The following is a 21096-nucleotide window of genomic DNA, read 5'->3' on the forward strand; positions in this document are numbered from 1 at the left end:
GGGACGGCGGCGCGCAGCTCGCCCAGGGGCACGGGCCCCTTGGTGCGCACTTCGATGGCGGTGCCGCCGACGAAGTCGATGCCGAAGTTCAGCCCCTGGACGACGAACGAGCCGATGGAGCCCGCGATCAGGATGGCCGAGATGATCGCCGCAACGGGCGCGCCCCGCACGAAGTCCACATGGAACTCACGCGGGAGAAGGCGGATGAGGGGCCAGGGCATGCGGCGTCTCTACTCGATCGGCAGGGCTTTGGGCTTGGCGATGCGGAACCACCAGCCGATCAGGACCTGGGTGATGACCACGGCGGTGAACACCGAGGTGATGACGCCGATCAGCAGGGTCCAGGCGAAGCCGCGGATCGGGCCGGATCCGAACTGGAACATGATGACGGCGGAGATCGCGCTGGTGATGTTGGCGTCGAGGATCGACACCAGCGCACGGCTGTAGCCGTGCTCCAGGGCCATGATCGGTGTTCGCCCGGCATGCGCCTCGTCGCGGACGCGCTCGTAGATCAGCACGTTGGCGTCGACCGCCACCGCCAGTGTCAGGATCAGGCCCGCGATGCCGGGGAAGGTCAGCGTCGCCTGGGTCATCGACATGATGCCCAGGATCAGCATCACGTTCACGATCAGCGCCAGCGCCGCGAAGACCCCGAACAGGCCGTAGGCCAGCACGATGAAGACGATGATCGCGATGCCGCCGATCACCAGCGAGAAGGCGCCGGCGCGGATGGCGTCGGCCCCGAGTTCGGCGCTCACGGTCTGCTGTTCCTGCACGGTGAGCGGCGCAGGCAGCGCGCCGGCGCGAAGCAGGATCGCCAGGTTGTTGGCGCTTTCGGTCGTGAAGTTGCCGGTGATCTGGCCGTTGCCGCCGGTGATCGGGTTGATGATCGTCGGCGCGGAAATGACCTTGTTGTCGAGCACGATAGCGAAGCGCTTGCCGACGTTGGCGCTGGTCGCCTCGCCGAACTTCTTCGCGCCGACCCCGTTGAAGCGGAATGTCACGATCGGGCGGCCGGTCTGCTGGTCGAAGGCCGAGCCGGCGTCGGTGAGCATCTCGCCGGTGACCAGCGCACGCCGCTTGACGACGTAGAACGGCGCGAGGTCGTCGCCCTGCACCATGATGCTGCCCGGCGGCACGCGGCCCGCCTGGGCGGCGGCGAGGTCCGCGGTCTCGTCCACCATCTGGAAGGTCAGCTTGGCCGTCTGGCCGACGATGGCCTTCAGCTTCTCGGGGTCGCTTTCGCCCGGCGCGGCGATCGAGATCCGGTTGGACCCCTGGCGCCGGATGTCGGGCTCCTTGGTGCCCAGTTCGTCGATCCGGCGGCGGATCACCTCGATGGACTGGTCCACCGCCTTGGCCGCCTGGGCCTGGAGGGCCTGGGCGACGAACACGATGCGGATCCGCTGGTCGCTCTCGACGCTGATGGTCACGTCGCGACCGCCCGCCGCGCCAGCCAGCGGCGCGCCCAGCGTGCTGCGCAGCGCCTTCGCGGCGGCCTCCACCTGCGCGGCGTCGTTGATCCGCACGACGACCTCGCCGTTCACGACGCCCAGGCCGGTGAACTGGATGTCGGCGTTGCGCAGTTCGGTGCGCGCATCCTCGGCGAGGTTGGTCAGTCGCTCGGCGCGCAGCGCCTGGGTGTCCACCTCATAGAGCAGGTACGATCCGCCCTGCAGGTCGAGGCCCAGGTTCAGGATCTGCCTGGGCATGAACGCCGGCAGGCTGTCGCGGGCGCTGGCCGGCAGCAGGTTCGGAAGCGTGAAGAGGATGCCGTAGAGCGTCGCCAGGACGACGAGGACGACCTTCCAGCGGGCTACGTTGATCATCGGAAGGCGCGCTTCAGGCCTTGGCGTCGTTGGCCGCAGCCGGCTCGCCGCGGGTGCGGACGTCCTGGATCATGCCCTTGACCACCTTCACGGTGACGCCGGTGGCGATCTCGAGGCCCACTTCCTTGTCCTCGACGCGGACGATCTTGCCGATCAGACCCGACGACAGCACGACCTGATCGCCACGCTTGAGGCCGCCCAGCATCTCCTGGTGCTTCTTCATCCGCTGCTGCTGCGGGCGGATCATCAGGAAGTAGAACAGCACGATCAGCAGGATCGGCATGCCGATGACCTGGATCAGGGCATTGGGGTCGCTCATCTCGTCTCCGGAAAGGTGGCCCTCGCGTAGGGCCGGAAATCGGGTCGGCGGAAGCTATTCGCAAGGACCTGCTTTTGCAATGGAACCGGCCGCAGTGCTAGGCAACGTCCGATGGACGCCGAGCTCAAGCCTGTTCTGACCCGCATCGCCGAGGCGCTGGAGCGGCTGGCGCCGCACGCGCCGGCGGCCCCCGACTTCGGCGGCGCGCGCCTGTTCCGCCACGACCCGGCGACCGGCGCCTTCCATCCTGCGCCCGACTATCCCCTGCCGCTGGAGAGCCTCGTCGGCGTCGAGCGCCAGAAGGACCGGTTCCTCGGGAACCTGCAGCGGTTCGCGCAGGGTCTACCCTACAACCACGCCCTCCTCTGGGGCGTGCGCGGCACGGGCAAGAGTTCGCTGGCCAAGGCCGCGTTCATGGCGGTGGCCGCGGGCGCGCCCGACGTGAAGCTGGTCGAGGTGGACCGCGACGAGGTCACCACCCTGCCCGCCCTGTTCGATGTGTTGCGCGGCCGGGCCGAACGCTTCCTGGTGCTCTGCGACGACCTCTCGTTCGAGGAAGGCGCCGCGGCCGCCAAGGCGCTGAAATCGGCGCTGGAGGGCGGGGTCTCGGGTCCGCCGGCCAACGTCCTCTTCGTCGCCACCTCGAACCGCCGCCACCTGATGCCGCGCGGCCACCAGGAAGATCGCGGCCTCGTCGCCGCTGCCGAGGACGCCGAGGAGGAGGTCAGCGTCTCGGACCGCTTCGGCCTCTGGATCGGCTTCCCGCCCATGGACCAGCCGACCTATCTCGCGGCGGTGGGCGCCTATGCCGAGACGTTCGGCCTCGAGGCGCCCGACCTGGAGCGCCGCGCCCTGCAGTGGGCCCAGCTCCGCGGCGCACGCTCGGGCCGGGTCGCCTGGCAGTTCATCCGCGACCTCGCGGGCGAACTCGGAAGGCCGCTGCCGCTATAGGCAAAGAAAAAGGCCGGCGAAACGCCGGCCTCTTCCCAACCCGACGGGATGACTTCAGGCGCTCTGAAGCTGGCCCGCCGACATCTTGCCGCTGCGCTTGTCGCGCTCGAGCTCGAAGCTGACCTTCTGGCCCTCGTTCAGGCCGGCCATGCCGGCGCGCTCGACCGCCGAAATGTGGACGAACACGTCCTGACCGCCGTCGTCCGGCTGGATGAACCCGAAGCCCTTGGTGGCGTTGAACCACTTCACAGTACCGACTGCCATTTTGTTCCCTTTCCGGGTGCAAATATTTCGCGCCATGTGCCGACGCTTGCATCAAATTCTCGGAGAGGGTCGTGGGGGAATTCCGCGTCGGATCTCAGGAAAATCCGGGCCGAAAATCTCGCGAGCCAGTGCGATATTCGAACGTCGGACCATACATTGATCCGCTCCCAATTCAACGATTTCGTTCGAATTATTGGCTGAGCAGGCGACAGGCGCGGGAATTAACTCTAGAATACGCACTTGCCTGCGACGCGCCCGGATGTGGCCGACGCCACGACCCGATGGAGCTTCTCGATGCGCAATGGTCCGGACCGTGACGTGATCACGGTGGTCCGCCACCCCTCCGGCTGGGCGGTCGAGCACGGCGGCGAGGTCAGCGACGTGACGCCCGACAAGGACGTGGCCAAGGCCGCCGCCAACAAGCATGCCCGCGCCGCCGTCGACGCCGGCCGCCCCTGCATTGTGCGCGTCGTCGGCGAGCACGGCTTCTTCAACGCGGCCTGAGGTCCCGATGCCTTCCCAGCCGCCCCGCCGCAAGCCGCCCGGGCCCCGCTTCCGCACCGAGATCGAGGCCGCCGAGGCCGAGGGCGTGGCGCGCGAGAACATGGTCCTGCGCCTCACCCTGGCCGACGTCACCCAGCTCAAGCGCGACCGCGAGCTGCCGGTCACCGACATCAGCTTCGCCGACGGCGTCATGCGCTACCTGGGCGTGAGGGTCGAACAGGGCGGCGTGGCCGAGAGCGTGCTCGACCGCGGCGCCTGACGTCCTACTGCGGCAGCACCAGGGCCGGATTGAACGGACGCGCGCGCTCCTGCGGGGTCGGCGCGTAACGGACCTCGAAGTGGAGCTGAGGCTCGGAGACGCCGCCGCTCTGGCCGGCTTCGCCGATCTGCTGGCCCTGCGAGACCTTCTGCTGCATCCGCACATTCGCGCGACCGAGGTGGCCGTAGGCGGTGACCCAGCCGTCGGCGTGCTTGATCAGCACGAGGTTGCCGAAGCCCGGCACCTGGTCGCCGGCGTAGACGACGTCGCCGTCGGCCGCCGCGAGAACCGGAGTCCCGGCCTGCACGCGGATGTTGACGCCGTCGTTCCTCTGACCGCCGCCCCGGTCGCCGAAGCCCGAGATCACGTCGCGGCTGCTCACCGGCCACAGGAAGACACCCCGGCCCATCTGCGAGATCTGGGCGTCGCTGACCTGCGGGCTGGCCGTCGGCGCCCCGACGGGCGGTCCGGACGGGCGGTACGGCTGCGGCGTGGACGGCAGCACGGCCGGCGGTCGCGGGGCCGAACGCGGCGGCGGCAGGGTCTGGCCGGTCGGCGGCGGCGTGTCGAACGACGACGGCCGCTGGGGCGGCGGCGCCTGCGGCGTCGTGGGCGCGCTCGGCGCGCTCGCCGCGATCGGACCGCGGTCGCGATAGCCGGCGGGCAGCCGCAGTTTGCGGCCCGGCGCCGCCGAGGCGCCGCGGCGCAGGCCGTTGGCCGCACGCAGCTTGTCGATGGTGGTGGAGAACCGTTGCGCGATCTCGGCCAGCGTGTCGCCGCGCTCGACCACATAGGCCTTGGCCGTGCCGCCCGGCCCCCGGATCGTCTGGCCCGGCTGCAGCCGGTAGGGCCGCTTCAGCTTGTTCAGCCTGGCGAGTTCCGGGATCGACGAATCCAGTCGCCCGGCGATCTCTTCCAGGGTGTCGCCCTTGCGCACGCGATAGGCCTTTCCGGGGGTGTCGACGTTCACGACGCGGCCGGTGACCTCCAGCGCGCCTCCGGACGCCGCGGCCGGCGGGACGACCTCGCGCTCGACTTCGCGTTCGCGGCGCTGGGGCGGCGAACTGCGCGGCGGCGTGGCGGCGACCTGCTCTTCCGGAGCTTCGGCCTCCTCCGCGGAGACGGCGCCCGGAATCCTCAGCTTCTGACCGCGCGCGATGGACGAGCCGCGCAGTCCGTTGGCGCGCCGCAGGTCCTCGACGCTGACGCCGAAGCGGTTGGCGATGGCGAACAGGGTGTCGCCCGACTTCACGGCGTAGGTCTCGGCACCGGCTTTCGCGGCCCTGGAACCGCTCGGGGCCTTCGCAGCAGGGGCGGCCGCCTTCGCCTTGGGGTTCTTGAGCACCTGGCCGGGCTGCAGCCGGTAGGGCCGCTTCAGGTCGTTGGCCTTGGCCAGGTCGTCCATGTCGACGCCCAGCTTGCCTGAGATCCCGGCCAGGGTGTCGCCCCGCCGCACGGTGTAGGTCGCCGCCGGTCCCGAGGACCGGCCCGTGCGCGCAAAGACGTCCACCGCGGGCGGCTCGAACGCCAGCACAGGCGCGCGGTCGGCCTCGGCCAGCGCGGCAGCCTGCGCGGACGACGCGGTCTCCGGCGCCCGCGGGCTCGCAGGCGCAGCGAGCTGGGCGGTCTCCACCGCCGCGACGGGCGCGGCCTGGACCGGCGCGGGGCCGGCGACGGCCACAGGCGGTGCGGGCGCGACCGGCTGGGCCGGCGGCGGGATCGCCACGGTCGGGACGAACGCAAAGTCGTTCGCGGTGGCGCACGCGGTCAGGGCCGAACCGGCCAGGAGGATCAGGACCGTGCGTCCGAAGTTACAAGTCATCGCCGCTCCGGGTGGCTTTATCGAGAATCATCGGGGCGTGAGGGGGGATCATGGCGACGAGCCGGCGCCCCCGCCACCCCCGCCTGCCAGGTCCGTCCCTGAAGGACGGGCCATGGTCACTAAAAGTTGCGCGGCATCCTGCGTCCTCAAGCCGGCGTCCACGTTGAGGGCTCAGCGCCCGAAATGGTCAGAGCTCCTTGGCGACACCGTCCAGAAGAGGCACGAACCGCACGTCGATCAGGTCCTCGATCTCGTACCCGCCCTTGCCGTCGCCGGTATAGCGGCGAAGCGTCTGGACGGGCCCCTTCCCGATCGGCGCCACCAGAACCCCGGTGGGCTTCAGTTGCGAGAGCAAAGCCTTGGGCTCACCTGGCGCCGCTGCTGTGACCATAATGCGGTCGAAAGGCGCCTGTTCGGGCCATCCCTCGCCGCCGTCGCCGAACCGGGTGATCACGTTGGTGAGTCCCAGAGCCTTGAAGCGCCCTTCGGCCTCCTGCATCAGCGTGCGGTAGCGCTCGACCGTGTAGACCAGCCGCGCGAGCTTCGACAGGATCGTGGTCTGGTAGCCCGAGCCGGTGCCGATCTCCAGGATCCGGTCGCGCTTGTCGATCTTCAGCGCCTGGGTCATCAGGCCCACGATGAACGGCTGGCTGATGGTCTGGCCGCAGGCGATGGGCAGCGCCGAGTCCTCGAACGCCCGTTCCTTGAAGAGGTCCTGCGTGAAGATCGGCCGCGGGGTGGATTCGATCGCGCCCAGCACCTTGGCCTCGGTCACGCCCTGGCTGCGCAGCGCCAGGATCAGGCGCGCCATCTGGGTCTCGGGCGTGTCGTCTTGCTCAGCCATCGTCAGGCCTTGGGCGGAACACCGCCGAGGCGTCCCTTCAGGTCATGCACCGTGGTCTGGTGAGTCAGGTCGATATGCAACGGGGTGACCGATATCTTGCCGTCGTAGAGCGCGCGCAGGTCGGTGCCCTCGGCGGGGCTGGAGCGCAGTTGCCTGAATCCGACCCAGTAGTAGTCGCGGCCGCGCAGATCGGTGCGCTTCTCGTTGTGGCGGATATGGAAGTCGCGGAAGCCCTGACGGGTCACCTCGACCTCCTTGATCCGGTCGACCGGACCGTTCGGGAAGTTGATGTTGAGGACCACGTCGGCGGGCCAGCCCAACTCGACCAGCTTCTTGACGATGCCCGGCCCGAAGGTCTCGGCGGCCTCGAAGCTGGCGCCCTCCTCGTAGAAGCCCATCTGCGAGAGCGCGATGGAGGGTACGCCCAGGGCCATGCCCTCGATGGCCCCCGCGACCGTGCCCGACATCGTCACGTCCTCGGCCAGGTTGGCGCCGCGGTTCACGCCGGAGAGCACGAGGTCGGGCTTCCTGCCGGGCACCAGGTCGTTGACGCCCAGCATCACGCAGTCGGTCGGCGTGCCGGTCGTCGCGAACCGGCGCTCGGCGATCTGGCGCACGCGGATCGGGTCGGCGAGGGTCAGCGCGCGGCTCGCGCCCGACTGCTCGTACTCCGGCGCCACCACCCAGACGTCGTCCGACAACGCCTCGGCAATACGCTCCAGAGCCTCCAGCCCCTCGGCATGGATGCCGTCGTCGTTGGTGAGGAGAATACGCATCACGCTAAGACCCGCTCATCCCCGCGCATGCGAGGACCCAGGCTTGATCCTTTTGGGTCCTCGCACCGCCAGCATCCTCATGAAAGCGAGAGTCTGGGCCCCCGCATGCGCGGGGATGAGCGGAGGTGGAGAAGCTCAAGCTCTGCCCCCGATGTGCGTCACCCCCGGCAGATAGGGATGCAGCGCCTGCGGGATGGCGATGCGGCCGCCCTCGTCCTGGTAGTTCTCCATGATCGCCACCAGGGTGCGGCCCACGGCGAGCCCCGAGCCGTTCAGCGTGTGGACGAAGCGCGTGCCCTTCTCGCCGGTCTTCTTGGTCCGCGCGTCCATGCGCCGGGCCTGGAAGTCGCCGCAGTTCGAGCACGAGCTGATCTCGCGGTACTTCTCCTGGCTGGGCAGCCAGACCTCCAGGTCGTAGGTCTTGCGTGCGCCGAACCCCATGTCGCCCGTGCAGAGCAGCATGGTCCGGAACGGCAGTTCCAGCCGCTTCAGCACCGCCTCCGCGCAGCCGACCATCCGCTCGTGCTCTTCCTCGGACTTCTCCGGGGCCACGATCGAGACCAGCTCCACCTTGTTGAACTGGTGCTGGCGGATCATGCCGCGGGTGTCGCGACCGCTCGCGCCCGCCTCCGAGCGGAAGCAGGGCGTCAGCGCCGTGAAGCGCAGCGGCAGTTCCTCCTCGGCCACGATCTGGTCCATCACCAGGCTGGTCAGCGGCACCTCGGCCGTGGGGATCAGCCAGCGGCCGTCCGTCGTCTGGAACAGGTCCTCGGCGAACTTCGGCAGCTTGTCGGTCCCGTAGGCCGCCGCGTCGTTGACCAGCAGCGGCGGGGCCACCTCCAGGTAGCCGTGCTCCTGCGTCTGCAGGTCCAGCATGAACTGGCCGATGGCGCGTTCCAGGCGGGCCAACGGGCCCTTCAGCACGGTGAAGCGCGCGCCCGACATGCGAACCGCGGCCTCGAAGTCCAGCAGGCCGGCGCTCTCGCCCAGGTCGACGTGGTCCTTCGGGTTCGAGATCGCGAAAGGCTCGCCCCAGCGGCGGACCTCGACGTTGTCGTGCTCGTCGCCGCCCACCGGCACATCGGCGAGCGGGATGTTCGGCAGCGACGACAGCAGCGCCTTCAGCGCCTCGGCGGCCTCGCGCTCGGCCTCGGCGTGTCGGGCCTGGCCGGCCTTCAGCGCCTCGACCTGCGCCATCAGGCGCTGGGCCTCGTCCTCGTTCTTTTGGGCCTTGGCCTGGCCGATCTTCTTGGAGGCCTCGTTGCGCTCGGCCTGGGCCGCCTGCCCCGCCGTCTGGGCGGCGCGCAGCTTCGCGTCCAGCTCGATCGCCTCGGCCGCCTTGCCGGACGAGCCCTTCGCCGCCCAGGCTTTCTCGTAAAGCTCGGGGTTCTCGCGAATGGCTCGGATGTCGTGCATGGGGGTCCAGGAGGTTTGAGCGGCTCTCTCTAGTGCGCGTCGGAGGGGGCGCCAAGCTTGCCGCCCGGCCCGGGCGCCGCGATGATCGCGCCGGTTGGCGGCGAGGATGTCCATGAAGCTCGAGCTTGCCGCGATGGCCGCGGCCCTGCTGGCGTGGCCCCAGGCCGCATCGGCTGCCGACGGCATCACCGCCATCCGCGTCGGCGGCGACGAGATCCGCGCGCCCGTGCCAGCGGGCTACTGCCCGCCGGAGGGTCGCTACGCCAACATCGCCCAGATCACCGACGCGATGGACAGCCAGAGCATCACCTACCTCGCCCTCGTCGACTGCGACGCGCTCGCCGAGGGACGCAACCTGCGCCGCTATCTCTTCCTGCGCGCGCCGAAGGTGATGGCCGACCAGAGGCTGACCCGGGCGGAGCTGATCGAGCGCATGGGTCCGATTCCCGAGACGCCCTTGAACCTCGCGCTCAACAACCCCGCCTGGGAGCAGGCGAAGGCCGAGGCCGAGCGCAGCGCGGGCCGTAAGCTGCAGGTGGGCGCCGACATGCGGCCGGTCGCGCGCGACGCCAACGGCTACTACGTGGCCGGGGTCATCAAGCTGAGCGCCGGGGCCGAGGCGCGCTGGACGGCGGTCGCGGTCGGCGCGACGGCCGTGAAGGGCCATGTGCTCGCGGTCACCAGCTACATCGCCGGCTCGGACGCGGACGCCCTGCGCGAAACGCTCGACGTTGCGAAGGCCAGCGCCAAGGCCCTCGCCGAGGCGAATCCTTAGACCATTCGGCGCTCGGGTTGGTCCGCGGCCGAAGCCGGATCTCTAGGCGGCGGCTTCCGCCTCGGCGTCTTCCTTGCCGCGGCGCAGTTCGATCAGCTTCACGCAGCCGACCGAAAGGAAGTAGAGGCCGATGATGGGCAGCGCCAGCAGGAGCTGGCTGATCGGGTCGGGCGGGGTCACCACCGCGGCCACCACCACCACGCCCAGCACGGCGTAGCGCCAGCCCTTCCACAACATGCCCGAGTTCACGATCCCGGCCATGCCGAGCAGCGTCAGCACCACCGGAAGCTGGAAACAGAGCCCGAAGGCCAGCAGCAGCGTGGTCACCAGGGTCAGGTAGTCCGACACCTTGGGCAGCATCTGCACCTGCACGCCTGTGGCCCCCACGATCTGTTGGGAGAGCGAGAACCACAGCACGAACGGCAGGATCACGTAGTAGACCAGCGCCGCGCCCGCGAGGAACAGCACCGGCGAGGCCAGCAGGAACGGCAGGAAGGCGCGCCGCTCGCGCTTGTAGAGCCCAGGCGCCACGAAGGCGTAGGTCTGCCAGGCCAGGACCGGGAAGGCGATCACCACAGCCCCGAAGCCGGCCAGCTTCAGCTTGGTGAAGAAGAACTCCAGGGGCGCGGTGAAGATCATGGCCGGCGCGCCGCCGGTGACCGCCGCCACGCTCTTGATCCCGATCAGCACGAACAACAGGTCGAACGCGCCGTGCGCCTCGCCCTTCTGCTGGGCGGCGAAGATCTGGCCGGCCAACTGGAACGGGTGGAGCAGGAACTCGTAGATCTGGGTGGCGAAGCCGAAGCAGCCGATGAAGCCCACGACGACGGCCGCGACGCAGACGATCAGCCGCCCCCGCAGTTCGATCAGGTGATCCAGCAGGGGCGCGCGGCTGGCTTCGATGTCAGCTTCGTCGCGGTCGTGGTCGCTCACGCCTTGGCTCCAGCCGCCTTGCGGACCCGCGGCTTCCTGGGCTTCGGCCCGCCCTCCACGATCGGCTTGGCCTCGGCGCCCGGCCTGGCCTCGGCCTTCGCGGCCGGCGGCTTCTTCGCCCGCGGCTTCTTCGCCGGCTTGGCGGGCTCGTCGGAAACCTGCACGGACGGCGGCGGCTCGTCGGTCGCACCGTACTGGTAGCTCATCGGCGGGTGCAACTGCACGCCCACATCCTGCAGGCTCTGCTCGATCTCGCCCACCGTGGAGCGCATCGCCTCGTCGTGGCTCGACAGGTCGGCGAACTGGCCGCGGCGCATGGCCTCGACCTCCTTGCGCAGGTCATCCAGCTCGGACTGGCGCGCCATCTCGTCGAAGCTGGAGCGGAACTCCGCGGCCATGTTGCGCAGCTTGGCCACGAACTGGCCGAGGCGCCGCAGCATCACCGGCAGGTCCTTGGGCCCCACGACGACGAGGGCCACGACCGCGATGACCAGCCATTCTAATCCGCCGACGTCGGGAAGCATCCGGGTGGCCTAATGAGAAGCGCCGGCCGCATCAAGGCGGGCCGGCGCCGGAAATCACGTTCGACGCGGGCGATCAGCTCCGCGCGCTGTCCTTCTCGTCCTTGGGAAGCGACTTCGACGCCTCCTGGCCGGGCTCGTCGTCCCCCTTCAGGCCGTCGCGGAACGCGCGGATGCCCTTGGCGGCGTCGCCCATCAGGCCCGACAGCTTGCCGCGACCGCCGAACAGCAGGAGCGCGACCACGAGGACCGCAAGAACGTGCCAGATGCTGAATGCGCCCATCGCGCTGATCACTCCCTGAGCGGCGCAGGCCGCGCCGCCGTTGTCTCACGGCTATATAGGCGCTCCGTCGCCCCCAAGCCAACGCGGCGTTTTGGTGGACAGACGAGAACAATTAGCGAACAATCGCGATATGGGCATCATTCGCAGCCGACGGCGCGTGTTGGCCACCGACCGCGCGCGCAACTTGCGTCGACGACAGACCGACGCCGAGGCTCGTCTCTGGAACGCCCTGCGCGATCGCGGGCTCGGCGGCTGGAAGTGGCGACGACAGGTCTCGTTCGGCGCCTACTACCTCGATTTTCTCTGTGACGAGGCGCGACTGGTCGTCGAACTCGATGGCGGCCAGCACGCGGAGCAGGTTGCCTATGATGCGCGCCGCACCGACTATCTCAGGAGCCGCGGGCTGAGGGTGCTCCGCTTCTGGAATTCGACCATCCTGGAGAACCGCGCCGGCGCCTGCGACATGATCCTCGACGCGTGCGGTGGCGAACACCCAGACTTCGCAGCGATGAGCCTCGGTCACCTCTCCCCTGAGCGAAGCGATGGAGGGAGAGGTTAGGGTGAGGGCCGGCTCGTGCAGTCGTGCTTCGCCGATAGCCGAGCGAGGATGTGCGGCGCTTCCACTCGCGGGCCCTCGACGGGCGAACGGAGTCGCCCAGCCGGCCCTCACCCTACCCTCTCCCTTCGTCGCGCTCCGCGCTCGCGGGAGAGGAAGTTACTCCGCCGGCGTCTTGCCGGCCGCGCGGCGCTCGCGGGCGGTGCGGGTGAGTTGGCCGACGTCGCGAACGGCGCCGCGGGCGGCGCTGGTCGTGAGCGCCGCGTAGGCCTGGAGCGCCTGCGAGACCTTGCGGGGCCGGGCCGCAGCCGGCTGCCAGCCACCGTCGGCGCGGGCGTCCATGGCCGCGCGCCGGCGATCCAGCTCGGCGTCCGGCACGGCCAGGCTGATGCGCCGCGACGGGATGTCGATCTCGATGGGGTCGCCGTTCTCGACCAGGGCGATGGTCCCGCCCTCGGCCGCCTCGGGCGAGGCGTGGCCGATGGAGAGGCCGGAGGTGCCGCCGCTGAACCGGCCGTCGGTGATCAGCGCGCAGGCTTTCCCGAGGCCCTTCGATTTCAGGTAGCTGGTGGGGTACAGCATTTCCTGCATCCCCGGCCCGCCCTTCGGCCCCTCGTAGCGGATGACGACCACGTCGCCCGCCTTCACCTCGCCGGTGAGGATGCCGCTGACCGCCGCGTCCTGGCTCTCGTAGACCCGCGCCGGGCCGTTGAACTTCAGGATGCTGTCGTCGACGCCGGCCGTCTTCACGATGCAGCCGTCCTCGGCGAGGTTGCCGAACAGCACGGCGAGGCCGCCGTCCTGGCTGAAGGCGTTGGCCTTGTCGCGGATCACGCCGCCGGCGCGGTCGACGTCCAGGTCCTCCCAGCGCCGATCCTGGCTGAACGCGGTCTGGGTCGGCACGCCGCCGGGCGCCGCGCGGAAGAAGGTCTGCACCGCCTCGCTCGGGTCACGGGCGATGTCCCAGGTGTCGAGGGCGGCCTTCAGGCTGGGCGAATGCACCGTCGGCAGGTCGGTGTGGATCAGGCCCGCGCGGTCGAGCTCGCCCAGGATCGCCATCACGCCGCCGGCGCGGTGGACGTCCTCCATGTGGACGTCGCCCTTGGCCGGCGCGACCTTGCTGAGGCAGGGCACGCGGCGCGAGAGCCGGTCGATGTCGGCCATGGTGAACCCCACCTCGCCTTCGTGGGCGGCGGCCAGCAGGTGCAGCACGGTGTTGGTCGACCCGCCCATGGCGATGTCGAGCGCCATGGCGTTCTCGAACGCCTCGAAGCTGGCGATCGCGCGCGGCAGCACCGAGCCGTCGTCCTGCTCGTAGTGGCGGCGCGCCAGTTCGACCACGAGACGGCCCGCCCGCAGGAACAGGTCCTTGCGGTCGGCATGGGTGGCGAGCACCGAGCCGTTGCCGGGCAGCGACAGGCCCAGCGCCTCGGTCAGGCAGTTCATCGAGTTGGCCGTGAACATCCCCGAGCACGACCCGCAGGTCGGGCACGCCGACCGCTCGATCACCTTCACGTCATCGTCGCTCACCGCATCGTCGGCGGCGGCCACCATGGCGTCGATCAGGTCCACCTTCCGCGGCCCGGTGGACAGCAGGACCTTGCCCGCCTCCATCGGCCCGCCCGAGACGAACACCGTCGGGATGTTGAGCCGCAGCGCCGCCATCAGCATGCCGGGGGTGATCTTGTCGCAGTTGGAGATGCAGACCAGCGCGTCGGCGCAGTGCGCGTTCACCATGTACTCGACCGCGTCGGCGATCAGCTCGCGCGACGGCAGCGAGTAGAGCATCCCGTCGTGGCCCATCGCGATGCCGTCGTCGACCGCGATGGTGTTGAACTCCTTGGCCACGCCGCCGGCCGCTTCGACCTCGCGCGCCACCAACTGGCCCAGGTCCTTCAGATGCACGTGCCCCGGCACGAACTGGGTGAACGAGTTGGCGATGGCGATGATCGGCTTGCCGAAGTCCGAGTCCTTCATGCCGGTGGCGCGCCAGAGGCCCCGGGCGCCGGCCATGTTGCGGCCATGGGTGGACGTGCGCGAGCGATAGGGAGGCATGGCGAGGCGTATCCGTAAGCGACTGTCCCCCTGCGCTTAGCAGACCGGGCGTCTTTTGCGGAGCGCTAACGGCGCCGCGGCTCAGGCTCCGGAGGGCTCGTCCTCGCCCAGGAAGTCGACGTGGAACTCCGGCGCATCGGCGTCGAGCGGGTCCTCGTCCGCGCCCGCCACGTTCGGATCGGGCACCGTGAAGTCGGCCGGGAGGTCCAGCGACAGCAGCCCCGCCGCCTTCATCTCGGCCATGCCCGGAAGGTCGGTCAGCGCCGCCAGCCCGTAGTGCTCGAGGAAGGCGTCGGTGGTGCCGTAGGTCACCGGACGGCCCGGCGTCCGGCGGCGGCCGCGCATCCGCACGAGGCCCAGCTCCAGCAGGACGTCCAGCGTCCCCTTCGACGCCTGCACGCCGCGCACCGCCTCGATCTCGGCCCGGGTGACGGGCTGGTGGTAGGCGATGATGGCCAGCGTCTCCTGCGCGGCCTTGGAGAGCCGCCGCGGCTCGTCCCGCTCCTCGGTCATCAGCCACGCCAGGTCTTCGGCCGTCTGGAAACGCCAGCCGCCGGCCACGTTCGCCAGCACCACGCCGCGGCCCTGGTACATCTGGCCGAGCTCGACGATCGCGCCGAGAACATCAGCGCCCTCGGGCAGCCGCTTGGCCAGATCCTCCTCGGTCAGCGGGCTGGAGGCGGCGAACAGCAGCGCCTCGATCTCGCGGGCGGTCTCGCGATAGTCGCTCATGCGCCGGCTCCCGGCTGGGCGGCGCCCCTGCGGGCGCGCAGGTAGATGTCGGCAAACGCCTCGAGCTGCCGCGCCTCCATCGCGCCCTCCTTCACCAGCTCGAGGCTGGCCGAGAGGGTCGAGGCGACGTAGCTCGCGCGGCTGGGGCCGGCGGTCGGCGTGCCCATCGGCGCGATGCCGCCCAGCGGCGTCCAGCGGTCGAGGTCGGGCAGCAGGCGGCGCAGGCGGTCGCGGGCGTCCTCCAGCGCGTAGGCCTGCGGGACGGCGGGCGTGTAGTGGCGCTGCGCCTCCTTCTGGCGCTGGCCGATGTAGGCGCTCATCAGGCTGTAGAGGTCGCCTTCGATGCGGCCGGACGGGATCACCCGGATCGCCTCGGGATCGCCGCGCACGAACACGTCACGGCCCAGTTGCGCACCGGTGCGCAGGGTCTCGGCGGCGTTGCGCATCGCCTCCAGCTTGGCCAGCCGGAACGCCAGGCGCGCCGCCATCTCCTCCGCCGGCGGCTCCTCGGCCTTGGGCTGCTCGGGCCTGGGCAGCAGCAGGCGCGACTTCAGGTAGGCGAGCCAGGCGGCCATCACCAGGTAGTCGGCCGCGAGCGAGAACCGCCGACGCCGCGCCTCCTGCACGAAGGCCAGGTACTGTTCGGCGAGCCTGGTCACCGACAGTTTCAGCAGGTCCACCTTCTGCGTGCGGGCCAGCGCCAGCAGCACATGCAGCGGGCCTTCGTAGCCCTCCAGGTCCACGATCAGCGCCTCGCCGTCCTCCGCGGCGGTGGCCGCGGCGGCGAAGTCCAACGATGGCTGGAAGCCCTGGTTCATCCGGTCACCTCGCCCCTCACCGCACGAAGCAGCTCTTCCCGGCGCCCTGCAAGCGCGCGCAGAACGCCTGGGCGTCGGCCTTCGAGGCGAAGCCGGTGACGAAGGTGCGGTAGAGGCTGCCGCCTTCGATCTTCTCCACGGCCTTGCCCTTGCCGGCGGCGAGGCCCGGCGCGGCCGAGACCGCGTCGCTCCAGGCCTTGTCGGCCAGCGCGGTCGAGCTGACGGCGCCCACCTGCACGCGCGCGGCGCCCGACGCGACGGCGGCCTTGGGCTCCGGCGTGGCGGGCTTCTTCTCGACGGGCGGCGGGACCGGCTTCAGCGCCGGCGCAGCGGCGACCGGCTTGGCGGCGGCCGGCTTGGCGGGGACCGGCGCCGCGGCCTGGACCTTCTGCGCGGGCGCCGCAGCCTTCGGCGGGGGCGCCGCCGGGATCGTGGGCTTCAGCGCCGCGGCGGTGGCGGCCGGCGGCGGGGCCACGCTCGCCGCCTTGGGCGCGGGGGCGGCCTGCGCCGGCGGGATCTGGGCGACCACGACGGGCGTCGTCGGGCGCGCCTGCGGCTGCTCGGGCGGGGCGGTGAACCGGGGTTCGGCGGGCAAGGTCTCGACCGGACCGCCGGCCTCCTCGCGGTAGATCTGGAGCTGTGCGTCGCCATCCTGCGGCTGAGCGCCGGCCGGCGCGGCCTCCTTCATGCCCGCGACCGGCGCGCCCACCACCTGCGGGGCCTCGCCGGCCTGCCGCACACCCTGCTGGTAGAAGACGAAGATCGCGGCCACGAGCGCGGCCAGCACCAGCACCGACAGGATCAGCGTGAACGGGATCGGCCGCGCGCCCCGCACCGGCTGGCGGGGATCGAAGCTCAGGGGAGCGTCGGAGGTCGGCGGCGCATAGGCGCCACGCTCATGGTCGGACATCGCAGGGCTCCGAATCGCGCACGTTCGGGCGCAGTTTATCGGAACCCGTGGAGGCGGGACTGCGGCGCCGCGCCGATTTCTGTGGGCGGTCAGCCCTTGCGGAGCCGGTAGAACCGCAAGCCCGGCCGCGACGGGCACTCCTCGCTCACCGCGGCCAGCACCCAGCCATGCGCCCGGGCGCGGGCCAGCACCTCGGGCTCGGGATGGATGTGGATCGTCCAGTCGGTGCTGGGGTCGCGGCGCAGCCGGCGCAGCACGCGCCCGACCGCGGCGCCTGGCGAGGCCAGCGCCCGTCGGACGCGGGCGCCGAGCGGGTTGGCGCGCGGGGCCGCCCCGGAGGGAATCCGAAGTTGCAGGAACAGCTCGTCGTCCGCGACCCGCGCGAACTCGGCCAGGATCCTGTCCACGATGTCGAGCGACGGCAGCCACTGGATGAAGCGGCTGCACAGCACGGCGTCGACCTCGCCGTCCGCCAGGTGGCGCATGTCCTCCGCGTCCGCGACCTCGACGCAGCAGTCGCCGAACGCCTCGCCGAGTTCGCGCCTGGCCACCGCGATCATGTCGGCCGAGATGTCGCAGCCCCGCACCTTCAGGCCCGCGGCCCGATAGACCGGCACGTAGCGGCCGGTGCCGAACGGCACGTCCAGCACCGAGCTGCCCGCCGGCCGGCTCCTGGCCCAGGCCGCGACCTGCTCCTGTTCCCAGACCCAGGTCGGGGCTTCTTCGCGCTTGCCGACGTATTCCTCGGCCACAGCGCCGGAATACTTGAGCTTGGCGGAATAGAGCGACGCGGTCATGCGGTGGCCTTCAGGGGGTGGGCGGTCTGGCCGCTGGCCCAGTGGGCCCAGGCCTGCGCGACGCCGGGCAGCTCGCCGGCCAGCAGCCGTTCGACGATCCGCGCCGCGTCGGCGGCCTGGAACAGGCCGCTGCGGACCTGCGGCCATTGGGCGACGTCCCGCAGATCGACCACGCGCCGGATGCGGACGGGCGCGGTCTCATAGCCGAGCGCGCTCATCACCGCCGCGCGATGGTGACCGCTGTTGACCCACCAGCGCTGGACGCCCTCGCCGCGCAGCAGCACCGCGTCGATGTCGCCGTCACGCCCGTCGTGGCGGCGCAGGCCGTGTTCCTGAAGCGAGGCCAGCAGGCGACCGACCCGGTGCGCCTCGACCGCGGCCTTCTGGTCGCTGACCGGACCGCAGGCGTGCCAGCCGTCGCGGATGGAGAGCTCCCGACCCGCCAGGCGGTTTTCGTTGGGCACGCCCTTCTCGCGGGCCGCGCGCCACTCGGCGGGCGTCTGCGTCTGCCAGGGCAAGGTCGCGGCCCACGGCGGCGCCCAGAGCAGGTCTGGCGAGGCGCTCGCCGGCCACAGGCCCAGCCAGTCGGCCGCGTTCCCCGGGATCACCCGGTCGTAGTAGGCGCGCAACACCTCGACGATCGCCGAGTCGGGCGCCTCGGGACAATCCCGGCCGGCCGCGGCGGCCCGGACGAAGGGGTGGCAGCCGTCCGCCGCCAGTCCGAAATGGTGCAGGCCGATCCCGTCGGCGAGCCGCGCCTCGACCACAACGCCGCGATCGCCAGCAGCGTCGGCTTTCCGCAGTCCCAGCGCGCCGAGAGCGCGACGCGCCAGCCTTCGGGCGGTTTCCGGCGCCACCGGGCGGGCGCGCAGGCTGGACGAAGACGCGATCACTCGACGGAACCCCCTTGCTGTCATGGAAGGTTCACACGCCGACGACTTATTGTCTACTATTTTGATAGGAATAATGTTAATTCAGCGCAGCCCCTCCAGCGCGCTGGTGTCGAGGGCGTAGCGGTGGAAGCAGGCGCGCAGTTCCGACAACTCGTCGCGCGAGACCGGGCCGCCGCGAAGCTGGATGTGCAGATCGCGTCCGCGGGCCGAGACGGCGCTGACCGCCCGGATCCGCTTCAGCCAGCCCAGGAACGCCGCCTCGTCGCCGGCCGAATGGTACATCGGCGCCCGGACGATCAGGGGGTCGGCCACGCCGCTCAGCTCAGCACGTCGAGATGGAAGAGGTTCTTGTGCTCGGCGATGGCGTAGCGGTCGGTCATGCCGGCGATGTAGTCGCAGACCACCCTCGCCCGCCCCGCCTCGTCGCGCCCCAGGCAGCGCGCGCCCCATTCGGCCGGCAGCACGTCGGGCTCGGCCATGAACAACTGGAACATCTCGGCCAGCATCCGCCGCGCCTGGCTGCGGGTGCGGTTGACCTTCCAGTGGCGGTACATCCGCTCCATCAGGAACGCCCGCAGTTGCGCCAGCTCCTCGATCATCTCCCGGGAGAAGGCGACCAGGGCGTGGCCCAGCAGCCGCACGTCTTCGGGCGACCGCACCTTGCCGGCCGCCGCGCGCCGCCCGGTCTCGGCCAGCACGTCGTCGACCATGGCGCCGATCATCCGCCGCACGGCCTCCAGCCGCAGGATGCCCGGCTCCAGCCCCGGATAGTCCGCCCGCGCGCTCTGCACATGCGGCCCGATCAGCGGCACCTCGGCCAGTTCGTCGAGGTTGAAGAGACCGGCGGCCACCCCGTCGTCCACGTCGTGGTTGTTGTAGGCGATGTCGTCGGCCAGCGCGGCGACCTGTGCCTCGGCCGACGCCCAGGTGTCCAGGCGCAGGGCGTACTGGGCATCGAACTCGGAGATCGCACTCCATGACGGCTTGGCCAACTGGTCGATCACCGGCCCGTTGTGCTTGATGACCCCTTCCAGGGTCTCCCAGGTGAGGTTGAGGCCGTCGAAGCCGGGATAGCGGCGCTCCAGCCGGGTCACCACCCGGAACGTCTGGACGTTGTGGTCGAAGCCCCCGTAGCCCTGCATCTGCACCTGCAGCTCGTCCTCGCCGGCGTGGCCGAACGGCGGGTGGCCCAGGTCATGGGCGAGCGCGATGGTCTCGGCGAGGTCTGCGTCGAGGCCCAGCGCCGTCGCCAGCGAGCGCGCGATCTGCGCCACCTCCAGGCTGTGGGTCAGGCGCGTGCGGAAGTGGTCGCCCTCATGCGCCACGAAGACCTGGGTCTTCTCCTTGAGCCTCCGGAAGGCCGAGGCGTGGATGATGCGGTCGCGGTCGCGGGCGAAGTCCGTGCGCGTGCGGCTGGGCGCTTCGGCGACCTTGCGGCCCCGCGACGTGGCGGGGTTCTCGGCGAAGGGCGCGCGGGATGGTAGAGACGAGGCCATCAAACCGTTCTGATCAAAGGCCTCTTGGTCGAAGCCGTCCGGCCCCTCATATAGTCCAGGCCCCCGCTTCGTCTAACAGGGCGAATTCGTCCAGCAGAGCATGAACACTCCCGACGTCACCCTCTCCTCCGCCGCGGCGGACCGCATCCGGGCCATCGCCGCCAGGGAGGGCCGCGCCGTGATGCTGCGCGTGGCGGTGGAAGGCGGCGGCTGCTCGGGCTTCCAGTACCAGATGGACCTGGTCGACGAGGCGGGCCCCGACGACCTGAAGGTCGAGCGCGACGGCGCGACCGCCCTGGTGGACGTGATCTCGCTCGCGCTGCTCAAGGGCTCCGAGATCGACTTCGTGGACGAACTGGCCGGCGCGGAGTTCCGCGTGCGCAACCCGAACGCCAGGTCCAGTTGCGGCTGCGGCGTCAGCTTCTCGATCTAGGAGGGACCGGGCGGGCGCGGCGCGGCCTCCCGGCCGGCCTCCTGCATCTTGACCCCCGCCGGCGGCTGGAACAACTGCGGACGGGCCTGCAGGCCGTGGCGGTACTCGTCGTAGCGGATCACGACCCGCGGCTGGCCGCGGTAGAGGTAGCTCAGCATCAGCGGCGCGTTGCGGCGCGTGTCCATCAGGATGGCGACCTGGTGCTCGCCCATCGTGGCGGTATGAACGGCCGCCTGGCCCGCGCCCCACGGCACCAGTTGCCGCTGCTGCGGCGCGTAGGCCGTGACGAACAGCGCCTCGCAACCGTACTCCAGCGACTGTAGCGGCGCCGGCAGCCCGGGAACCGGCGGCAGGATCGGCGCGCGCACCACCAACTGCGGGCCGGGATCGGTCGCATGGCGCCCCTGCCGGGTGGCCTGGTTGTAGGTCCAGATGTCGGGCTCGGCGATGATGACGACCGTCATGTCGCCCCGCAGCGGATCGGGCGACTCCTCGCTGCGCAGGAACCTGTCCCCCAGGCGCCAGAGCTGACGCGGCTGGGCGCCGCGATCGGCGGCGGCCAGACCGGGCGACGTGTTGCGGATCGTCGCCTTGAAGAGCTGCGGCGGCGCGCATCCCGTCAGCCCCGGCGTATCGAGCGAACCCTCCAGCGGCCCCGTCCCCTCCGCGGCCCCGGGTTCCGCCGGTTGCGGCGGAAGCGGCTGCACGGGCGTCAGCGGTACGACCGGCGGGACGTCGAGGCTCGGCGGAACCTGGGCGGCCGCACGCGTCGCCGCGCCGGCGGCGAGTCCGAGCGCCGCCAGCCACATCGCCGCCTCTCGAAGCTGTCGCATGTCGCCCCCTCGGCGGATGGGCCCATGCGCCGTCCCCACCGTCAAGCCGGCGCGCAGATCGGCCGTAGCCGGCCTTG

Annotated in this window: 25 protein-coding genes and 1 pseudogene; 6 read left to right on the plus strand and 20 right to left on the minus strand. The window is 70.8% G+C overall.

What is annotated here, in order from left to right; translation table 11 throughout:
- From JNL41_RS00005 to yajC, 3 genes and pseudogenes are all read right to left on the minus strand, one after another.
- A pseudogene (locus tag JNL41_RS00005) lies at positions 1 to 221 on the minus strand (protein translocase subunit SecF); the annotation flags it as partial.
- Between the two features lie 9 nt (positions 222 to 230).
- Positions 231 to 1829: a protein translocase subunit SecD gene (gene secD, locus JNL41_RS00010; protein ID WP_293471979.1), complete on the minus strand. Its 1599-nt coding sequence runs from the start codon at positions 1827 to 1829 to the stop codon at positions 231 to 233.
- Between the two features lie 13 nt (positions 1830 to 1842).
- Positions 1843 to 2148 (minus strand): preprotein translocase subunit YajC, encoded by a 306-nt coding sequence (yajC, locus tag JNL41_RS00015; RefSeq protein ID WP_293471981.1) that lies wholly within the window; start codon positions 2146 to 2148, stop codon positions 1843 to 1845.
- Between the two features lie 111 nt (positions 2149 to 2259).
- Between yajC and JNL41_RS00020 the strand changes: the two genes are divergently transcribed.
- Positions 2260 to 3099: an ATP-binding protein gene (locus JNL41_RS00020; protein WP_293471983.1), complete on the plus strand. Its 840-nt coding sequence runs from the start codon at positions 2260 to 2262 to the stop codon at positions 3097 to 3099.
- Between the two features lie 54 nt (positions 3100 to 3153).
- Here JNL41_RS00020 and JNL41_RS00025 read toward each other — a convergent pair whose 3' ends face one another.
- Positions 3154 to 3363, minus strand: a complete 210-nt coding sequence (locus JNL41_RS00025; RefSeq protein WP_293471985.1) for a cold-shock protein — start codon at positions 3361 to 3363, stop codon at positions 3154 to 3156.
- A 240-nt stretch (positions 3364 to 3603) separates the two neighbouring features.
- Between JNL41_RS00025 and JNL41_RS00030 the strand changes: the two genes are divergently transcribed.
- Positions 3604 to 3867, plus strand: a complete 264-nt coding sequence (locus tag JNL41_RS00030; RefSeq protein ID WP_293471987.1) for a hypothetical protein — start codon at positions 3604 to 3606, stop codon at positions 3865 to 3867.
- A gap of 7 nt (positions 3868 to 3874) precedes the next feature.
- Positions 3875 to 4126, plus strand: coding sequence for a hypothetical protein (locus JNL41_RS00035; RefSeq protein ID WP_293471988.1), 252 nt, complete (start codon positions 3875 to 3877; stop codon positions 4124 to 4126).
- 4 nt (positions 4127 to 4130) lie between these two features.
- Here JNL41_RS00035 and JNL41_RS00040 read toward each other — a convergent pair whose 3' ends face one another.
- The 4 genes from JNL41_RS00040 to serS form a co-directional block, all read right to left on the minus strand.
- Positions 4131 to 5948, minus strand: coding sequence for a LysM peptidoglycan-binding domain-containing protein (locus tag JNL41_RS00040; protein ID WP_293471990.1), 1818 nt, complete (start codon positions 5946 to 5948; stop codon positions 4131 to 4133).
- A gap of 187 nt (positions 5949 to 6135) precedes the next feature.
- Positions 6136 to 6792, minus strand: coding sequence for a protein-L-isoaspartate(D-aspartate) O-methyltransferase (locus tag JNL41_RS00045; protein ID WP_293471992.1), 657 nt, complete (start codon positions 6790 to 6792; stop codon positions 6136 to 6138).
- Between the two features lie 2 nt (positions 6793 to 6794).
- Positions 6795 to 7568, minus strand: coding sequence for a 5'/3'-nucleotidase SurE (surE, locus tag JNL41_RS00050; RefSeq protein WP_293471994.1), 774 nt, complete (start codon positions 7566 to 7568; stop codon positions 6795 to 6797).
- Between the two features lie 135 nt (positions 7569 to 7703).
- The gene (gene serS / locus JNL41_RS00055; RefSeq protein ID WP_293471996.1) at positions 7704 to 8984 is read right to left on the minus strand and encodes a serine--tRNA ligase; all 1281 of its coding nucleotides are present in this window, start codon (positions 8982 to 8984) and stop codon (positions 7704 to 7706) included.
- A 112-nt stretch (positions 8985 to 9096) separates the two neighbouring features.
- Between serS and JNL41_RS00060 the strand changes: the two genes are divergently transcribed.
- Positions 9097 to 9759, plus strand: a complete 663-nt coding sequence (locus JNL41_RS00060) for a hypothetical protein (RefSeq protein WP_293471998.1) — start codon at positions 9097 to 9099, stop codon at positions 9757 to 9759.
- A gap of 42 nt (positions 9760 to 9801) precedes the next feature.
- Here the strand turns inward: JNL41_RS00060 and tatC are convergent, their stop codons facing one another.
- The 3 genes from tatC to JNL41_RS00075 all read right to left on the minus strand — a co-directional run bounded on the left by tatC (position 9802) and on the right by JNL41_RS00075 (position 11496).
- A complete protein-coding gene (gene tatC / locus JNL41_RS00065) occupies positions 9802 to 10692 on the minus strand; it encodes a twin-arginine translocase subunit TatC (RefSeq protein ID WP_293472000.1) in 891 nt (296 codons plus the stop codon).
- Positions 10689 to 11216 carry a Sec-independent protein translocase protein TatB gene (gene tatB / locus JNL41_RS00070; RefSeq protein ID WP_293472002.1) on the minus strand — a complete coding sequence of 176 codons (528 nt, stop codon included), beginning with the start codon at positions 11214 to 11216 and terminating at the stop codon, positions 10689 to 10691. The genes tatC and tatB overlap by 4 nt, the downstream gene beginning before the upstream one ends.
- Before the next feature lie 73 nt (positions 11217 to 11289).
- Positions 11290 to 11496 carry a twin-arginine translocase TatA/TatE family subunit gene (locus JNL41_RS00075; RefSeq protein WP_293472004.1) on the minus strand — a complete coding sequence of 69 codons (207 nt, stop codon included), beginning with the start codon at positions 11494 to 11496 and terminating at the stop codon, positions 11290 to 11292.
- A gap of 130 nt (positions 11497 to 11626) precedes the next feature.
- On the opposite strand from JNL41_RS00075, the gene JNL41_RS00080 reads away from it, so the two are divergent.
- Positions 11627 to 12055, plus strand: coding sequence for a DUF559 domain-containing protein (locus JNL41_RS00080; protein ID WP_293472006.1), 429 nt, complete (start codon positions 11627 to 11629; stop codon positions 12053 to 12055).
- A 156-nt stretch (positions 12056 to 12211) separates the two neighbouring features.
- On the opposite strand, the gene ilvD is transcribed toward JNL41_RS00080, so the two are convergent.
- The 8 genes from ilvD to JNL41_RS00120 all read right to left on the minus strand — a co-directional run bounded on the left by ilvD (position 12212) and on the right by JNL41_RS00120 (position 19753).
- Positions 12212 to 14107 carry a dihydroxy-acid dehydratase gene (gene ilvD, locus JNL41_RS00085; RefSeq protein ID WP_293472008.1) on the minus strand — a complete coding sequence of 632 codons (1896 nt, stop codon included), beginning with the start codon at positions 14105 to 14107 and terminating at the stop codon, positions 12212 to 12214.
- 81 nt (positions 14108 to 14188) lie between these two features.
- Positions 14189 to 14839: an SMC-Scp complex subunit ScpB gene (gene scpB, locus JNL41_RS00090; protein ID WP_293472010.1), complete on the minus strand. Its 651-nt coding sequence runs from the start codon at positions 14837 to 14839 to the stop codon at positions 14189 to 14191.
- Positions 14836 to 15657, minus strand: coding sequence for a ScpA family protein (locus tag JNL41_RS00095; RefSeq protein WP_293472012.1), 822 nt, complete (start codon positions 15655 to 15657; stop codon positions 14836 to 14838). Before JNL41_RS00095 ends, scpB begins: the two co-directional genes overlap by 4 nt.
- A 16-nt stretch (positions 15658 to 15673) precedes the next feature.
- Complete coding sequence (locus tag JNL41_RS00100) at positions 15674 to 16567, minus strand: SPOR domain-containing protein (protein WP_293472014.1); 894 nt, start codon at positions 16565 to 16567, stop codon at positions 15674 to 15676.
- A gap of 89 nt (positions 16568 to 16656) precedes the next feature.
- Positions 16657 to 17364 (minus strand): class I SAM-dependent methyltransferase, encoded by a 708-nt coding sequence (locus JNL41_RS00105; protein ID WP_293472016.1) that lies wholly within the window; start codon positions 17362 to 17364, stop codon positions 16657 to 16659.
- Entirely contained in the window at positions 17361 to 18257 is an 897-nt protein-coding gene (locus JNL41_RS00110) for a hypothetical protein (RefSeq protein ID WP_293472018.1), read from the minus strand. Before JNL41_RS00110 ends, JNL41_RS00105 begins: the two co-directional genes overlap by 4 nt.
- 81 nt (positions 18258 to 18338) lie before the next feature.
- Positions 18339 to 18569 carry a hypothetical protein gene (locus JNL41_RS00115; protein WP_293472020.1) on the minus strand — a complete coding sequence of 77 codons (231 nt, stop codon included), beginning with the start codon at positions 18567 to 18569 and terminating at the stop codon, positions 18339 to 18341.
- Between the two features lie 5 nt (positions 18570 to 18574).
- Positions 18575 to 19753: a deoxyguanosinetriphosphate triphosphohydrolase gene (locus JNL41_RS00120; RefSeq protein ID WP_293472022.1), complete on the minus strand. Its 1179-nt coding sequence runs from the start codon at positions 19751 to 19753 to the stop codon at positions 18575 to 18577.
- Between the two features lie 100 nt (positions 19754 to 19853).
- On the opposite strand from JNL41_RS00120, the gene JNL41_RS00125 reads away from it, so the two are divergent.
- A complete protein-coding gene (locus JNL41_RS00125; protein WP_293472024.1) occupies positions 19854 to 20186 on the plus strand; it encodes an iron-sulfur cluster assembly accessory protein in 333 nt (110 codons plus the stop codon).
- Here JNL41_RS00125 and JNL41_RS00130 read toward each other — a convergent pair.
- A complete protein-coding gene (locus tag JNL41_RS00130; protein ID WP_293472026.1) occupies positions 20183 to 21019 on the minus strand; it encodes a hypothetical protein in 837 nt (278 codons plus the stop codon). The two genes, JNL41_RS00125 and JNL41_RS00130, sit on opposite strands and share 4 nt — an antisense overlap.
- Positions 21020 to 21096: the final 77 nt, after the last annotated feature.

Origin of the sequence: Phenylobacterium sp. (genome assembly GCF_016793285.1) — a bacterium.
GTDB lineage: Bacteria > Pseudomonadota > Alphaproteobacteria > Caulobacterales > Caulobacteraceae > Phenylobacterium.

What these genes read in the sequence shown, in the direction of transcription:
- JNL41_RS00045 (WP_293471992.1), bottom strand. Translation starts at nt 6,792, where the DNA reads ATGGCTGAGCAAGACGACACGCCCGAGACCCAGATGGCGCGCCTGATC.
- JNL41_RS00105 (WP_293472016.1), bottom strand. Translation starts at nt 17,364, where the DNA reads ATGACCGCGTCGCTCTATTCCGCCAAGCTCAAGTATTCCGGCGCTGTG.
- JNL41_RS00035 (WP_293471988.1), top strand. Translation starts at nt 3,875, where the DNA reads ATGCCTTCCCAGCCGCCCCGCCGCAAGCCGCCCGGGCCCCGCTTCCGC.
- yajC (WP_293471981.1), bottom strand. Translation starts at nt 2,148, where the DNA reads ATGAGCGACCCCAATGCCCTGATCCAGGTCATCGGCATGCCGATCCTG.
- JNL41_RS00020 (WP_293471983.1), top strand. Translation starts at nt 2,260, where the DNA reads ATGGACGCCGAGCTCAAGCCTGTTCTGACCCGCATCGCCGAGGCGCTG.
- JNL41_RS00040 (WP_293471990.1), bottom strand. Translation starts at nt 5,948, where the DNA reads ATGACTTGTAACTTCGGACGCACGGTCCTGATCCTCCTGGCCGGTTCG.
- JNL41_RS00125 (WP_293472024.1), top strand. Translation starts at nt 19,854, where the DNA reads ATGAACACTCCCGACGTCACCCTCTCCTCCGCCGCGGCGGACCGCATC.
- surE (WP_293471994.1), bottom strand. Translation starts at nt 7,568, where the DNA reads ATGCGTATTCTCCTCACCAACGACGACGGCATCCATGCCGAGGGGCTG.
- JNL41_RS00025 (WP_293471985.1), bottom strand. Translation starts at nt 3,363, where the DNA reads ATGGCAGTCGGTACTGTGAAGTGGTTCAACGCCACCAAGGGCTTCGGG.
- JNL41_RS00060 (WP_293471998.1), top strand. Translation starts at nt 9,097, where the DNA reads ATGAAGCTCGAGCTTGCCGCGATGGCCGCGGCCCTGCTGGCGTGGCCC.
- JNL41_RS00100 (WP_293472014.1), bottom strand. Translation starts at nt 16,567, where the DNA reads ATGTCCGACCATGAGCGTGGCGCCTATGCGCCGCCGACCTCCGACGCT.
- JNL41_RS00130 (WP_293472026.1), bottom strand. Translation starts at nt 21,019, where the DNA reads ATGCGACAGCTTCGAGAGGCGGCGATGTGGCTGGCGGCGCTCGGACTC.
- JNL41_RS00075 (WP_293472004.1), bottom strand. Translation starts at nt 11,496, where the DNA reads ATGGGCGCATTCAGCATCTGGCACGTTCTTGCGGTCCTCGTGGTCGCG.
- scpB (WP_293472010.1), bottom strand. Translation starts at nt 14,839, where the DNA reads ATGAGCGACTATCGCGAGACCGCCCGCGAGATCGAGGCGCTGCTGTTC.
- ilvD (WP_293472008.1), bottom strand. Translation starts at nt 14,107, where the DNA reads ATGCCTCCCTATCGCTCGCGCACGTCCACCCATGGCCGCAACATGGCC.
- JNL41_RS00095 (WP_293472012.1), bottom strand. Translation starts at nt 15,657, where the DNA reads ATGAACCAGGGCTTCCAGCCATCGTTGGACTTCGCCGCCGCGGCCACC.
- JNL41_RS00120 (WP_293472022.1), bottom strand. Translation starts at nt 19,753, where the DNA reads ATGGCCTCGTCTCTACCATCCCGCGCGCCCTTCGCCGAGAACCCCGCC.
- tatB (WP_293472002.1), bottom strand. Translation starts at nt 11,216, where the DNA reads ATGCTTCCCGACGTCGGCGGATTAGAATGGCTGGTCATCGCGGTCGTG.
- serS (WP_293471996.1), bottom strand. Translation starts at nt 8,984, where the DNA reads ATGCACGACATCCGAGCCATTCGCGAGAACCCCGAGCTTTACGAGAAA.
- secD (WP_293471979.1), bottom strand. Translation starts at nt 1,829, where the DNA reads ATGATCAACGTAGCCCGCTGGAAGGTCGTCCTCGTCGTCCTGGCGACG.
- JNL41_RS00080 (WP_293472006.1), top strand. Translation starts at nt 11,627, where the DNA reads ATGGGCATCATTCGCAGCCGACGGCGCGTGTTGGCCACCGACCGCGCG.